Here is a 14,919-nt window from a genome sequence, read left to right on the forward strand (position 1 = left end):
TATAAGGGTGGTTGTTGTGATCAATCTCAATAGATCACACTTTGATTATAATTTAGTCAATAAGTACTACGTTCGGTACGAGCTACAAAATTTCGGACCAACAGAAAAGAAAAAGCCGAATCGGTAAGATTCGGCTTTTCCAAAGTCAGAAATAATGCACTAACGAATTAGTTCATGCCGTATTTCTTAAGTTTCTTGCGAAGAGTACCGCGGTTGATACCCATCATCGTTGCTGCGCGAGTTTGGTTACCGCGAGTGTACTGCATGATAGTATCTAGTAGTGGCTGTTCAACTTCAGCTAGAACTAATTCGTATAGCTCTGTTACTTCTTGGCCGTTTAGTTGTGCCAAGTAGTTTTTAAGAGATGCTTTAACAGAGTCACGTAAAGGCTTTTGAGTAATCTGGTCTTGTGACGTTACTGTAGTTACTGTTAATGCTTCTGAAGTCAGATTTTGTTCGAACATATTCGGTCTAGCTCTTCTCTTAATTATGATGCAACGTTAAACCCGTCATACCTGCAGCAATCGCCGCAAATATTTAGGCTAAATCAAAATAACCTTCTAATGCTTCAAGTTGCAGCTCTGCTACATCGATGGCATTGAAGGTACGGCGAAACTCACTTGCTTGTTCATGTTCTTTTAGGTACCAACCCACGTGCTTACGCGCGATACGTGGACCTAAATACTCTCCATAAAACTCATGGAGCGCATTCACATGACCAAGCAGGATGTCTTTCACTTCCGAAAGGGGAAGATCAGGCATCGTGGTGCCGTTTTCCAAAAAGTGTTGGATTTCCTGAAAAATCCACGGACGACCTTGGGCAGGGCGTCCAATCATCAAAGCGTCTGCCCCAGTGTACTCTAGGACAAATTTTGCTTTCTCTGGGCTATCGATATCACCGTTAGCAATAACCGGAATAGAGATCGCTTGTTTGACCGCTTTAATGCTGTCGTATTCGGCCTCGCCTTTGTACATACATGCTTTGGTACGTCCGTGAAGGGCGAGAGCTTGTATGCCGCAGTCTTCGGCTAATTTAGCGATTTGGACACAGTTTTTGTTGTCTGTATCCCAGCCAGTACGGGTTTTTAATGTCACAGGAACATCGACTGCATTCACCACAGCTTTCAGGATATCTTCAATGATATCTGGATACTGTAGTAGCGCAGAGCCGGCTAGCTTTTTATTCACTTTTTTGGCTGGACAGCCCATGTTGATATCGATGATTTGCGCACCGTTTTCAACACTAAACTGAGCAGCGTCGGCCATAAGCTGTGGATCAGCACCCGCAATCTGTACAGAGCGAATGCCCGATTCGCCTTCATGTACCATGCGCTGCTTTGATTTTGAGGTTTTCCATAGTTTCGGATTAGACGACATCATTTCACTGACGGCCATACCTGCACCATAGCGGAGACACAACTCTCGGAATGGTCTATCCGTCACACCTGCCATAGGGGCAACGATGAGATTGTTCTTAAGTTGGTAATTTCCGATTTTCAAAATATCAAACAGCTTAGGACCAGTAAGGGCGCGCATTTTACGCATTTTTTAGCGCCGTGAAAAGACTAATATTTGAGCATTTACAAATTGTTTTCGCAAAATGCCCAAAAATCAGTCAATTAACTCGCAAAGTCTTGTCTAGCCTTGCTTGCGACCAGAGATGCGACACCATTCACTCTGCTCTTTGATAGGATCAATGTGAAGCTCGTCACGGTAATAGTTAGCAACATCTTCCGCTTGCGTATCCAAAACACCGGACATTGCGAGCTCACCATTTGGCTTCACCAATGACTTAATAATTGGCGAAAGATCGCGCAGAGGACCCGCTAGGATGTTCGCTACCACAACGTCGGCGATCAGGCCTTCAGGTTGATCTTGAGGAAGGAACACTTCCAGTTGGTCAGCAACGCCATTACGCTCTGCATTGTCTTTAGAGGCGAGCAATGCTTGAGGATCAATATCGATCCCGATAACTTTCTCAGCACCCAGCTTGATCGCAGCGATCGCGAGAATGCCCGAGCCACAGCCAAAGTCGATGACGGTTTTACCGGTTAAATCTAAGCCTTCTAGCCATTCAAGACAGAGAGCCGTAGTAGGGTGAGTACCGGTACCAAAGGCCAAACCTGGGTCTAACATTACGTTGACCGCGTCAGGCTCAGGGATGTCACGCCAGCTTGGGCAAATCCATAGACGCTCACCAAATTTCATTGGGTGGAAGTTATCCATCCACTCACGTTCCCAGTCTTTATCCTCAAGTTGCTCAACTTTGTAAGCAAAGCCTTCAGGAAGTAAACCGCTGAGCTTAGTTTGCTCAATGATGAAGTTGGTGTCAGCCTCTGCATCATAAAGTGCAAGGATATCAGTATCACCCCACAAGCGTGTCTCACCCGGTAGAGGCTCGAATACAGGGGTATCGTGAGCATCTAGAAAGGTAACAGAAAGGGCGCCCGTTTCTTCCATTAACATATCGCCGATCTGTTCAGCGTTATCATTGGTCGCGTTGAGTTTGATTTGAATCCAAGGCATGAGTATCAGCTCTTTACTTGATTGATGTGATTTGGCGCAGAGTGTAGCAGAAACTGGCCATTTTTATAGGTTATTAAATGCCCTAAACAAAAATGCCCACCGAAGTGAGCATTTGTTTAAGCGAGAGAATCTAGGTTTATTGCAGACCCAATTTTTTCTCTAGGTAATGAATGTTCGCACCGCCGTGCTGGAAGTTCTCGTCATTCATAATCATTTCTTGCAGAGGCACGTTAGTCTTGATGCCTTCAACAATCATTTCACCTAGAGCGTTCTTCATACGAGCAATCGCTACGTCACGGTTCTCACCGAATGTGATCAGTTTACCGATCATTGAATCGTAGTGAGGTGGGACTGTGTAGCCCGTGTAGATGTGCGATTCCCAACGTACGCCCATGCCGCCTGGCGCATGGAAGCGTTCAATCTTACCCGGAGACGGTAGGAAGCGCTCTGGATCTTCCGCGTTGATACGACACTCAATCGCATGGCCGCGAATCTTGATGTCATCTTGCGTAAATGACAGAGGCTGACCCGCTGCAACGCGAAGCTGCTCTTTGATTAGGTCGACGCCTGTTACCATTTCAGTTACTGGGTGCTCAACCTGAATACGAGTGTTCATTTCGATGAAGTAGAATTCACCGTTCTCATATAGGAATTCGAATGTACCTGCGCCGCGGTAACCGATTTCTAGACACGCGCGAGTACAACGTTCACCGATGTACTTACGCATTTCTTCAGTAATACCTGGAGCTGGCGCTTCTTCGACAACTTTTTGGTGACGACGCTGCATAGAACAGTCACGTTCACCTAGGTGGATAGCACCACCTTGACCGTCAGCAATCACTTGAACCTCAACGTGACGAGGGTTTTCTAGGAATTTTTCCATGTAAACCATGTCGTTGTTGAATGCCGCTTTTGCTTCTGCGCGCGTCATTGCGATGGCTTCAATGAGTTCGCCTTCAGAACGAACAACACGCATACCACGACCGCCGCCGCCGCCAGAGGCTTTGATGATCACTGGGTAGCCAATGCGTTTCGCATGCGCTTTGTTCTTCACTTCATCATTATCAAGTGGGCCGTCAGAGCCAGGAACACAAGGAACGCCAGCTTTCTTCATTGCTGTGATCGCAGACACTTTGTCACCCATCATGCGGATGGTGTCGGCTTTAGGACCCACAAAAATAAAGCCGCTGCGCTCTACTTGCTCAGCGAAATCTGCGTTTTCAGATAAGAAACCGTAACCTGGGTGAATCGCCACAGCGCCTGTCACTTCTGCTGCAGAAATGATGCGCGGGATGTTCAGGTAGCTGTCGATACCGCGAGCAGGACCGATACACACGGTCTCGTCTGCCAATAGGACGTGTTTTAGGTCGCGGTCTGCTGTTGAGTGAACAGCAACCGTTTTGATGCCTAATTCTTTACATGCGCGAAGAATTCGAAGTGCGATTTCACCTCGGTTCGCGATGACTAATTTATCTAGCATAAGAGAGAGCCTCTATTATTCGATAACAACAAGTGGTTGGTCGAATTCAACTGGTTGGCCGTCATCAACTAAGATAGCTGTTACTACGCCAGACTTGTCAGCTTCGATTTGGTTCATCATCTTCATCGCTTCAACGATACATAGTGTGTCGCCAGCGTTAACAGATTGACCCACTTCAATGAATGCTTTTGAGTCTGGGCTTGGAGAACGGTAGAAAGTACCTACCATTGGAGAAAGAACTTGATGACCCGCTGGTGTCGCTGGCGCTGCTGCTTCTGGAGCTGAGGCAGGTGCTGGTGCTGCCGCTGGAGCAGGAGCTGCTACAGGTGCTGGCGCTGCTGCGTAATGAATTGGCGCTGCAGGTGCTGCGCTGCCGCTACGACTGATGCGTACCGACTCTTCACCTTCAGAGATTTCTAGCTCAGCAATGCCAGACTCTTCTACTAACTCGATAAGCTTCTTGATTTTACGGATATCCATCTTTTCTTTCTCTTTTATCTTGTGAATAAGACAGCTCAATAGAGCTGCAGAGTGATTCTGTGACGTTAATAGCCAGTGACTTTAACGTTTGTTGGGTTAGCTTGCCTGCAACTTGTTAATGGCTGCCGACAATGCGAATTCATAGCCTTGAGCCCCTAAACCACAAATCACCCCTTCTGCTTTATCAGACAGATAAGAGTGATGACGGAAAGGTTCTCGGGCATGCACATTGGATAAATGCACTTCGATAAATGGGATGGCAACGCCCAGTAGAGCATCACGTAGCGCGACACTGGTGTGCGTAAACGCTGCTGGATTGATAATAATAAAATCCACGTTGCCATACGCTGCGTGGATTTTTTCAATCAGTTCGTACTCGCGATTTGACTGTAGATGTTCCAGTTCTACATTGGCAAGTTGTGCTTGTTCGGTCAGGGAATCAATGATCTGCGAAAGCGTTTGAGAACCGTAGTGAGCGGGTTCACGTAGCCCTAGCAGGTTGAGATTTGGACCGTTTAAGACAAGAATGCGTGATTTTGCTGTCATTATGTCGCTATCTTCCTAGTACATGAGTCGAACTTAGATATTCCCATATTATCGTCGATTCAGCATGGTTTCTTTGTAAGAAATTCGGCCGGATCTTTGAAATAGACCCAGATTATAGCTAATTCAGCGCATTTAGCAGCAATTTACTGGTCTAATCAGCCAGAGGTGCGGGGTGATTTTGCAACCAAGGTAACAAAATTGGTCATTTTCGAGCCATTTCCTTGGGCGATTTTGTGCTCCAACAAACAAAAAAGTCGCCACATATGTGGCGACTTTGGGTTTCGGTAGGTGTTTTAAACAGGTTTGGCTTAAACCAACTCTGCTTTCTCTGCGATGAGTTTATCAACCACGCTTGGATCGGCGAGTGTTGAGGTATCTCCAAGGTTACTGGTATCGCCCGTCGCAATTTTACGCAGAATACGACGCATGATTTTACCTGAACGCGTCTTCGGTAGAGAGTCCGTCCAGTGCAACACGTCTGGTGTTGCGATTGGGCCAATCTCTTTACGCACCCAGTTTTTCACTTCTGCGTGCAGTTCTGCGCTTGGGAATTCACCATCATTAAGCGTGATGTAAGCGTAGATAGCCTGACCTTTGATATCGTGTGGGATACCGACAATCGCCGCTTCGGCAATCTTATCGTGTGCAACCAGTGCTGATTCGATTTCAGCAGTACCCATGCGGTGGCCCGATACGTTTAGAACGTCATCAACACGACCTGTGATCCAGTAGTAACCATCTTCATCACGACGAGCACCATCACTGGTGAAGTACATGCCTTTAAAGGTAGAGAAGTAAGTTTGTTCAAAGCGGTCATGGTCACCGTAAACCGTACGCATCTGACCTGGCCATGAATCTAGAATCACTAGATTGCCGTCTGTTGCGCCTTCAATGATGTTACCCATGTTGTCAACAAGCGCTGGCTGAACACCGAAGAATGGACGCGTTGCCGAACCTGGTTTTAGATCCGTCGCACCTGGAAGTGGGGCGATTAGGATGCCACCCGTTTCGGTTTGCCACCAAGTGTCAACGATTGGAGAGTTTTCATTACCGATGGTCTTGTAGTACCACTCCCACGCTTCTGGGTTAATCGGTTCGCCCACTGAGCCCATGATACGTAGGCTGCTACGAGAGGTGCCTTCCACCGCTTCGTTACCTTTCGCCATTAATGCACGAATAGCGGTTGGCGCTGTGTAAAGGATATTGACTTGGTGCTTATCGACCACTTGGCTCATACGGTTGGTGCTTGGGTAGTTTGGCACACCTTCAAATAGAATGGTCTTCGCGCCGTTTGCCAATGGACCGTAGATTAGGTAAGTGTGGCCCGTAATCCAACCCACATCCGCGGTACACCAGAAGGTTTCCCCTGGTTGGTAGTCAAAGACGTATTTAAACGTCATTGCCGCATACACGAGGTAGCCGCCTGTGGTGTGAAGTACGCCTTTTGGTTTACCTGTTGAGCCCGATGTGTAAAGGATAAATAGCGGGTCTTCGGCTTTCATCTCTTCTGGTGGGCAGTCTGAAGAGACGTTCGCCGTCGCTTCATGCCACCAAACATCGCGGTGTTCGTGCCAGTCGATGTCACCACCGGTACGCTTCATTACGATCACTTTTTCGATGGTCTTCACTTCTGGGTTAGTCAGGGCTTCATCAACGTTTTTCTTCAGTGGTACAGCGCGACCACCACGAACGCCTTCGTCTGCGGTGATGACGACTTTCGCATCTGAATCGATGATACGACCTGACAGGGCTTCCGGAGAGAAACCACCAAATACGACAGTGTGGACTGCGCCGATTCGAGTACAAGCGAGCATGGCAACGGCAGCTTCAGTCACCATTGGCATGTAAAGGCACACTACGTCTCCTTTGCGAACGCCTTGCTCTTTCAGTGCGTTAGCAAACTGACACACTTCTTTGTGCAGCTCTTTGAAAGTGAGTGTGCTGTCATCATTTGGATCGTCACCTTCCCAAATGATGGCAACTTCATCACCACGCTCGGCTAGGTGGCGGTCAATACAGTTAGCAGAAACATTGAGTGTGCCATCTTCAAACCAGCGGATATCAACGTGGCCTGTGTCGAAAGAGGTATTCTTTACTTTGGTGAAAGGCTTCATCCAATCGACGATTTTTCCGTGCTCGCTCCAGAAGCCGACAGGATCAGTGACCGATTGTTGGTACATGGCTTGGTAAGTATCGTTATCCGCGTGGGTATTTTTTTTGATGTTTTCTTTTACCGGATAGATATGGGCTTCACTCATTGCTTTTCTCCTTGTGCTTAATTCATTTGAATCGAGCAAGTGTCCGTTTTAAACGATAAGGTCACTTGACCCTGACGTTGTAAATTCCCTATGGCTATAACTTTCAATCACAGGCTGAGATTCGACAATTAGACTTTAGGATGAGAGAGAGACTTATGTTTAAAAATTAAGGAATTAAAACGCAAATTGAGAACTCGGTCGTATGATAATTTATCTGACGTAAGGCAAATTTAGGCTAGGAAGATCACCTTTTGTTAAGCGAACAAAGACCAAGGCTGCGGAAATGGCGTCTTGCAGAGCGTCATGTTTATCCTGCATTGGTAAGTCCAGATGCTTGCAAATGGCATCCAGACTCAAGTCAAAATACGCATTGGGTAAATGACGCTCGAGTTTGTCGTGATAAATCTGGCTCACTTCAATCAGCGGGTTGGGGAGGGGAAACCCAAGGTGACGGCGACAGGCTAAATCGAGAATTTTTTTATCGTAACGGATGTGATAACCCACTAAAGGGCGATTGCCAACAAACTCGAGTAATTTAATCAGAGCCTGTTTTTCATCGAGCCCATCGACCAAATCTTGATGGCGCATTTGATGAATCTTGACTGAGCTAGAATCCAATGATTGAGGCGCTCGTAGCCGCACTTCAAAGGGGCGGCTGGTTATGATGCGGTTATCAATAATCTTGGTGGCAGCAATGGTCACCAACTCAGCTCGATTGGGATCTAAGCTGGTGGTTTCGCAGTCTAGCGAGACATATTCGCCTTTTTGTAGCGTGCCAAACAGCGGTCGATAGGGCGAGCCTTTCAACTTGAGATACCAATAACGACGCTGAAGCCAGTTCATCGCGGTCTCCCTTAATCCCGTATCTGATAATGATAGCCAAGAAACTGCTTGAACTTCTTAACCACGTGAAAACTATGACGCAGCAGATCGCGCTCGGTGCGTTCAAGCTGTGTTAAATCGATTCGATTACTGCTGTGTTGATTAGCCAGCTGCTGACCAAGACGTAATTTAAAAAACAACTTGAGCGCTTCGTTAAGGTTGTCGGCGGTATCATGTTCGAGAATCCGATTGGTGCGCAATGCTTCAATACGATCAAAGGTATTGCTCTCTTCGATGCCGTATTCGAGAGCCAACGTACGCACGCCGTGGACGATAGGAAAAATGCCGCCACTTTTTAAATCGACCCCTTGCTTGTCCTTTTTTACGTTGCCAAACAGAGTGAGGGGCAAAGAGAATTGCAGCGCTGGTCGACAGAAGTCTTGCAGTGCTAACATATTGTTAAGCATCAATTCTCGAAGGTGTTGTCTTACTGGGGCAAGTAGCTCTTTATTCCCCGCGACGGCGTGAGCATCGGTAAAGATCGCCAGATCCATCACCTGCTCAGACGCGGTAGGCTTGGACCACTTGGTGAGCACTTTTTTCCAATCTGTTTGGCTCTTGACCCATTTGGGGTTGTTGACCATGACGTTGCCGGGGCAGAGTGGGTAGCCTAGCTGTTGCAGTGTGTGCGTCAGTTGATCCATCACCTTTTCGCACTGGTGCCAATGCAAACCATCTTTGATGATTAGAGCGTTGTCTTGGTCGGTTTTTAGGATTTGTTCTCCACGCCCTTCTGAGCCTAAAACGACCAAACAACAGTGGTCGTGAAGGGCAGGAGGAACAATCAGTTCAAAGGCTTTTTCGATGATTTGCTCATTGACCGCAGAGATAAGCTCCATAATAAATCGGGTGCGGATACCGTTGCTTAATAGGCTATCGACCAACTGACGCTGGCGGTTTGAGGCCATCGCCAGCTCTTCTACGCTGGATGAGCGAGCAATACTCAACGTCAGGACATGGGAGTGGGTTGAGAACGCACTTAAGATTTGCGTCATGTCCAACATGCCCACCGCTTCTTTTCCGTCAGCGACCATGACTCGCTTCATGCGATTACGCGTCATTTTGATCATGGCGTTGAAGAGAAAGTCACCGTCGTCGATGTGTACCACAGGGAAAGTGGCAATGCGCCCAACGGGGGTATCTAACGGATGATCATCGAGCATCACCGCATGTAGCATGTTAGTGCGTGTGACGATGCCATAAGGCAGATGGTGTGGGTCATCCAATAAGCGAATGTCGTCGTCATGCAGTCTGACCAATGCGGAGTCCAAACCGTTCTCTTTTAAGGTTTTGGTGACTTCATTCAATGGTTGTTCTGGCTGCAAAATCATTGGTGGATGATAAATGCCACGGTCGACTTTGGTCAGGATAAACTCGGCTAAATTTTGTTGCTGCTGCGCCGCTTCAATCAGCTCTTGCCGTTTGGCGAGGTTGGTATCGAAGTAGGCGGCAAACTGGCCGTTTTCATTATAGAGCTCAAGAAAAACCGACTTAGGTAATAAGTAGACGAGGGTATCTTCAAGGGCGACATAATGATGCTTGGCTTGCCCCTCAAACAAGGCGCGCACATCAAATAAGTCGTCATTCGCGTAGTGAGCGAAGATCTCTTGGCCATCCTCGCTGCGCTCTTCAACCGCCCCCTTGATCAAGATATAGAGATGCTGGCTGTCACTGTTTGCCTTCAAAATGACCTCTTTTTCGCGAAAGTAAGCCACATCTAATGAGGCGCGCAGTGAGGTTTGCTGTTTCTCATCTAAGCGATCAAACGGTGGGGATTGCATGTTAAATTTGTCTGGCATGAGCGACCTACAAGTGTGCAAGAGACCATAGAGTAAGTGTGCCTGATCTGGTTGGATTCGCCAGACGACTTTGGTCGAATTGGGTTAAACGCTGTTTTTCAGGGCTAGCCAGTTGGACAATAAGGGAAAAGGTAATAGGAATAATCTTCCCTTTTAACTGGGGTAACAACGTGGATAATAGGGTTTCTGTTCTTTAGCAATCCGAGGTAACGATGCTGACCCCTACCCCCTACGGCTGGATATCCCAGTATTTTGTTGGTTTTTTCTTTGCGTATGGTGTCTATTTGCCGTTTTGGGCCTTGTGGTTTGAAGAGCAAGGCGTTTCTCCGACCGATATTGGTCTTTTGGTAGGTATTGGTTTCGCGACCCGCTGCGTCGCTAACTTAGTGTTGACGCCGCGACTTCATAAAGTCGAACATTTAATGCCAGCATTACGTTGGCTAAGTTTTGCCTCGTTACTCTTTATTGCATTCCATTTTTTCACTGGTGGCAGCTTCTGGATGATGGCGCTGGCGACGGTGCTATTTAATCTCTGCTGTGGTCCGGTTGTCCCGCTGTCCGATGCGATGGCGAATTACTACTCTCGCTTGAAGATGCTTGATTATGGTCGCACTCGTTTGTGGGGCTCGATTGCGTTTATTGCAGGTTCGACCGTGGTGGGCTTTTTAGTGGCTCAATATGGCAGCGATATGATTCTGTTTACCGCATTGGCGGGGATAGCGGCGGCGCTTATCTTCTCGATGCGTCGCATCAACCCAATGCCAGTAACGGAAGTCGAAGAACACACCGAAAGACCCAAGTTGATGGACTTGCTTCGTGAAGGGCCAGTAATCAAGTTTCTTGTCTTGGTGGCGTTGATTCAAGGAAGTCACGCGGCGTATTACAGTTTCAGTTCCATTTATTGGAAAGAAGCGGGCTACTCGGAAGATATTATCGGCTACTTGTGGAGCCTAGGTGTGGTTTCGGAAGTGGCAATCTTCGCGCTGAGTAAGCGTTTGTTCGCTGGGTGGACACTGCGTGCGTTGTTTGTGGTGGCCGCTATTGGCGTTATTGTGCGCTGGGGCTTAACGGCATCAACGACGATGCTGTTGGCGCTGGTGTTGATCCAGTTGTTGCATGGCGTAACGTTTGCGATTGGCCACATTGCCGCCATCCAATATATCCAAGATTCAGAGCCACGCAAAATGGTGGCGTTGCAGGCGCTGTATAACGCGATTCCTTTGGGCGCCTTTATTGCGTTAATGACGACGCTAAGTGGTTGGGGTTACGAGCGCTGGGGGGCGAATGTCTTCTGGGCGATGGCTGCAATGGGTGTACTGGCGTTGTTTATTCGTGTTGAACCTAAGGTGAAATCGCCACGCAAGGTTATGGAGCCTGAACCACAGAATTAACCCTGTCTGATTGAGTTCAGTGGATATCCTTAGTTAAATGAAAGCTCTCCATGATGGAGGGCTTTTTTATTGATGATAAAAAGAGAATCGACGATTCGATAAGGATATCTGATGCAAGGTTGGTTGGTGATCTTAGTGTCGCTGCTGTATCTAGGGCTATTGTTTCTCATTGCCTGGTACGGTGACAAGCAGACGAAGTGGTTGGCAAAATGGCGACCGTGGATTTATAGCTTGTCGATTGCGGTTTATTGTACTTCTTGGACCTTCTATGGCACGGTCGGGCAAGCGAGTAATAACCCTTGGTCTTTTCTGCCCATTTATATCGCCCCGATTATTGTGTTTACCCTGGGATGGCGAATACTTGCGCGTTTGATCATCACCGCAAAACGCGAACACATTACCTCAATCGCCGACTTTATTGCTGCCCGCTATGGTAAGTCGCAAGGGTTGGCGGTGGTCGTCACCTTAATTGCGGTCGCGGGTATCTTGCCGTACATCGCCCTTCAGCTACGCGGCATTACCATGGGGCTCGAGATCATCGCGCCAGACCTTGCGGACAATGTTTCCGGGCAAGGGTTTGATGTCTCTTGGTTTGTTGTCGCCGCATTAGCCATCTTCACTATGCTGTTTGGTACTCGTCATATTGATAACACCGAGCATCATCGCGGTATGATGATGGCCATCGCATTTGAATCTTTGCTTAAGTTAGTCGCTTTCTTAGTGGTGGGCTGCTTTATTCTCTATCTTGCGCTCAATCGCAGTGACATAGAACTGCTCGACATCGCCTCGCAAACCTATCAATCCCCTAACATCCCAACCTTGGTAATTCACACCTTGCTGACCATGATGGCGATCGTCTGTTTGCCGCGTCAGTTTCATACCATGGTGGTGGAGAATGAACGAGCGCAAGACCTGCATACAGCACGTTGGTTGTTCCCGGCTTATTTGGTGTTGATGGGGCTGTTCGTTCTTCCTATTGCTTGGGTGGGGCAGAGCATGCTTTCTGGCGTCAGTGCCGACACTTATGTGATCAGTTTACCGATGGCTGTGGGGGCTCAAGATATTGCCTTACTCGCCTTCTTGGGCGGGACATCAGCGGCGAGTGGTATGGTGATCGTATCAACCATTGCGCTAGCGATTATGGTGTCGAACGATTTGGTAATGCCTCTGTTACTGCGCAGAATGCGATTGTCGCAGCGCAATCATCGTCATTTCTCAGGCTTGTTGCTGGTGATTCGTCGCGCTTTGATTTTACTCTTGTTGCTCGGCGCGTGGGGCTTTTATCAAGCTTTGGGCAATATTCACTCCTTGTCTGCGATTGGCTTTCTCTCTTTTGCTGCCATTACCCAGTTTGCGCCAGCCATTCTCGGCGGGATGTATTGGCGTCAGGGTAACCGAAAAGGCGCCTACGTTGGGCTTGGATTAGGGTTTACCATCTGGTTGATTACCCTGATGAGCCAAACCGACATGCTAGCCGGGGATGCCAGCAGCAACTTCTTATTGTGGGTCGTGACACCACCCGATCTATTAGAAAATGCCGGAATAAAAAGCTCCGATTGGGGCATTGTGCTCAGTGTGACCATCAACGCGATCAGCTATGTGTTGGTCTCTTTGGTTACTCGCTCAAGTTTGAGTGAGCGACTACAGTCTGCCTCCTTTATCGGTACGCCGCTGCCGGAAAGTGAAAACATGAGTCTCTACCAAAGCCGAGTTACGGTCGGCGAATTGGAGATGCTTGCGTCTCGTTTTGTGGGCAGACAGCGGGTGCGCAATGCCTTCAAGCAATATTGGATGCAGCAGCATGAAACCATGTTGCCGAATCAACAAGCGCCTTCCACCCTCATTCGCCATACAGAGCGAGTGTTGGCAGGCGTATTTGGCGCCTCGTCAGCAAAATTGGTACTTACGTCCGCTTTGCAAGGGCGCAATATGCAGTTGGAAGAGGTCGCAACCATTGTCGATGAAGCCTCTGAGCTGTATGACTTTAGTCGTGGGTTGCTGCAAGGGGCGATTGAACACATTGGCCAAGGCATTGCGGTGGTTGATAAGCAGCTCAGGCTGGTGGCTTGGAACCAGCGTTATTTGGAGCTGTTTACCTTTCCGACGGGATTGATTCAGGTTGGTCGGCCGATTGCGGATGTGATTCGACACAATGCACAACAAGGGCTCTGTGGTCCGGGCGATCCGGAAGAGCATGTGCGCCGCCGCGTGTATCACTTGGAGCAAGGCACGCGTCATACCTCATCACGTATCCGTCCTGACGGGCGAGTGATTGAAGTACAAGGTAATCCGATGCCGGGTGGTGGATTCGTAATGAGCTTTACTGATATCACCGTATTTAGAGATGCAGAGCAGGCTCTCAAAGAAGCCAATGAATCCTTGGAGGAGCGTGTACACAAGCGGACTCAAGAACTGGAAAACCTCAATAAACAGCTTGTTGCTGCAACGCAACGTTCAGAGTTAGAGTCTCAATCGAAGTCTCGCTTTTTGGCTGCGGTGAGTCACGACTTAATGCAGCCGCTCAATGCTGCGCGTTTATTTGCATCGTCTTTGTCGGAAGTGGCGCAAGAAGAAGAGACCAAGAAACTCTCGCAACACATAGAAAGTGCGTTAGGCGCGGCGGAAGATTTGATTGGTGACTTGCTGGATATTTCACGTCTTGAATCTGGGAAGCTAGATGTCAACGTGCATGCCTTTGCGATCAATGATGTGCTGGCTAACCTCAATGCGGAATTTAGTGCGCTCGCTAAGCAGCAGGGGATTGATTTCGAAATGGTTCCGAGCCAGTTGATCGTTCAGTCAGACCCGAAACTGCTGCGTCGCGTGGTGCAAAACTTCTTAACCAATGCATTTCGGTATAATCCAAAGGGTAAGGTGGTGCTTGGCGTACGTCGCGTCGATGGCCAAGCTCGGATTGAGGTTTGGGACAACGGTACGGGCATTGAGGAAGAGAAGCAGCAAGAGATCTTTGAAGAGTTTACGCGCGGTAGCCAAGTGCGATCTGATCAAGGGTTGGGCTTAGGTTTAGCGATATCCAAGGGCATTGCACATGTTCTCGGTCATCAGATTTCAATGCGCTCATGGCCGGGGCAAGGCAGTGTTTTTTCGATTACCTTAAAACGAGGATTGGAGGCGCTCGTCCAACCGCAAGCGCAACCTGCGGCCCCCGTTTCTGACTTAAGTCACTTGAAAGTGCTGTGTGTGGATAATGAAACGGACATCTTGGTCGGGATGGAGAATCTGCTCGCGCGTTGGGGCTGTGACGTACGCACTGCAACAGACATTGTAACGAGCTTGAAATCGATCGAAGACAATTGGCTTCCTGATGTGATTTTGTCGGACTATCGACTCGACAATGGTCGAACAGGCCTTGAGGTATTACAGCAGTGCCGATTGCGTCTGGGAGACAGCTTTGAAGGTGTGATCATCAGTGCTGACCGTACCAACGACATGATGGATGGCATTAAGTCGAATGGGTTTGCCTTTATACCCAAACCAGTGAAACCGTTAAAACTAAGAGCAATATTGAATCGAGTCTAAGGCTGGTTTCGGTTCTA

11 protein-coding genes are annotated in these 14,919 nt (G+C 48.2%); 2 read left to right on the top strand and 9 right to left on the bottom strand.

Annotated features, from left to right (window positions below):
- Nucleotides 1–167: 167 nt before the first annotated feature.
- The 9 genes from fis to ACUALS_RS01155 form a co-directional block, all read right to left on the bottom strand.
- Nucleotides 168–464, bottom strand: coding sequence for a DNA-binding transcriptional regulator Fis (gene fis / locus ACUALS_RS01115; protein WP_000462885.1), 297 nt, complete (start codon nucleotides 462–464; stop codon nucleotides 168–170).
- Nucleotides 465–537: 73 nt separating this feature from the next.
- On the bottom strand, nucleotides 538–1,500 hold the full coding sequence (dusB, locus tag ACUALS_RS01120; protein WP_038139349.1) for a tRNA dihydrouridine synthase DusB: 963 nt from the start codon (nucleotides 1,498–1,500) through the stop codon (nucleotides 538–540).
- 138 nt (nucleotides 1,501–1,638) lie between these two features.
- Nucleotides 1,639–2,526: a 50S ribosomal protein L11 methyltransferase gene (gene prmA / locus ACUALS_RS01125; RefSeq protein WP_038139185.1), complete on the bottom strand. Its 888-nt coding sequence runs from the start codon at nucleotides 2,524–2,526 to the stop codon at nucleotides 1,639–1,641.
- 136 nt (nucleotides 2,527–2,662) lie between these two features.
- Nucleotides 2,663–4,006, bottom strand: a complete 1,344-nt coding sequence (accC, locus tag ACUALS_RS01130; protein ID WP_269979312.1) for an acetyl-CoA carboxylase biotin carboxylase subunit — start codon at nucleotides 4,004–4,006, stop codon at nucleotides 2,663–2,665.
- 15 nt (nucleotides 4,007–4,021) lie between these two features.
- On the bottom strand, nucleotides 4,022–4,486 hold the full coding sequence (gene accB, locus ACUALS_RS01135; protein WP_454448695.1) for an acetyl-CoA carboxylase biotin carboxyl carrier protein: 465 nt from the start codon (nucleotides 4,484–4,486) through the stop codon (nucleotides 4,022–4,024).
- Between the two features lie 96 nt (nucleotides 4,487–4,582).
- Nucleotides 4,583–5,032, bottom strand: coding sequence for a type II 3-dehydroquinate dehydratase (gene aroQ / locus ACUALS_RS01140; RefSeq protein WP_005471140.1), 450 nt, complete (start codon nucleotides 5,030–5,032; stop codon nucleotides 4,583–4,585).
- Nucleotides 5,033–5,340: 308 nt separating this feature from the next.
- A complete protein-coding gene (gene acs, locus ACUALS_RS01145) occupies nucleotides 5,341–7,290 on the bottom strand; it encodes an acetate--CoA ligase (protein ID WP_038139194.1) in 1,950 nt (649 codons plus the stop codon).
- 210 nt (nucleotides 7,291–7,500) lie between these two features.
- Entirely contained in the window at nucleotides 7,501–8,133 is a 633-nt protein-coding gene (locus ACUALS_RS01150; protein ID WP_038192702.1) for a 3'-5' exonuclease, read from the bottom strand.
- Between the two features lie 11 nt (nucleotides 8,134–8,144).
- A complete protein-coding gene (locus ACUALS_RS01155; RefSeq protein ID WP_454448696.1) occupies nucleotides 8,145–9,971 on the bottom strand; it encodes a DUF294 nucleotidyltransferase-like domain-containing protein in 1,827 nt (608 codons plus the stop codon).
- A 212-nt stretch (nucleotides 9,972–10,183) separates the two neighbouring features.
- On the opposite strand from ACUALS_RS01155, the gene ACUALS_RS01160 reads away from it, so the two are divergent.
- Nucleotides 10,184–11,362, top strand: a complete 1,179-nt coding sequence (locus ACUALS_RS01160; protein ID WP_454448697.1) for a 3-phenylpropionate MFS transporter — start codon at nucleotides 10,184–10,186, stop codon at nucleotides 11,360–11,362.
- Between the two features lie 111 nt (nucleotides 11,363–11,473).
- Entirely contained in the window at nucleotides 11,474–14,902 is a 3,429-nt protein-coding gene (locus tag ACUALS_RS01165; RefSeq protein ID WP_454448698.1) for a hybrid sensor histidine kinase/response regulator, read from the top strand.
- Nucleotides 14,903–14,919 lie beyond the last annotated feature (17 nt).

Source organism: Vibrio sp. NH-7 (assembly GCF_053643215.1).

Coding starts and splice junctions, on each gene's coding strand:
- prmA (WP_038139185.1), bottom strand. CDS start 2,526: ATGCCTTGGATTCAAATCAAACTCAACGCGACCAATGATAACGCTGAA.
- ACUALS_RS01150 (WP_038192702.1), bottom strand. CDS start 8,133: ATGAACTGGCTTCAGCGTCGTTATTGGTATCTCAAGTTGAAAGGCTCG.
- aroQ (WP_005471140.1), bottom strand. CDS start 5,032: ATGACAGCAAAATCACGCATTCTTGTCTTAAACGGTCCAAATCTCAAC.
- accC (WP_269979312.1), bottom strand. CDS start 4,006: ATGCTAGATAAATTAGTCATCGCGAACCGAGGTGAAATCGCACTTCGA.
- ACUALS_RS01155 (WP_454448696.1), bottom strand. CDS start 9,971: ATGCCAGACAAATTTAACATGCAATCCCCACCGTTTGATCGCTTAGAT.
- fis (WP_000462885.1), bottom strand. CDS start 464: ATGTTCGAACAAAATCTGACTTCAGAAGCATTAACAGTAACTACAGTA.
- ACUALS_RS01160 (WP_454448697.1), top strand. CDS start 10,184: ATGCTGACCCCTACCCCCTACGGCTGGATATCCCAGTATTTTGTTGGT.
- accB (WP_454448695.1), bottom strand. CDS start 4,486: ATGGATATCCGTAAAATCAAGAAGCTTATCGAGTTAGTAGAAGAGTCT.
- ACUALS_RS01165 (WP_454448698.1), top strand. CDS start 11,474: ATGCAAGGTTGGTTGGTGATCTTAGTGTCGCTGCTGTATCTAGGGCTA.
- acs (WP_038139194.1), bottom strand. CDS start 7,290: ATGAGTGAAGCCCATATCTATCCGGTAAAAGAAAACATCAAAAAAAAT.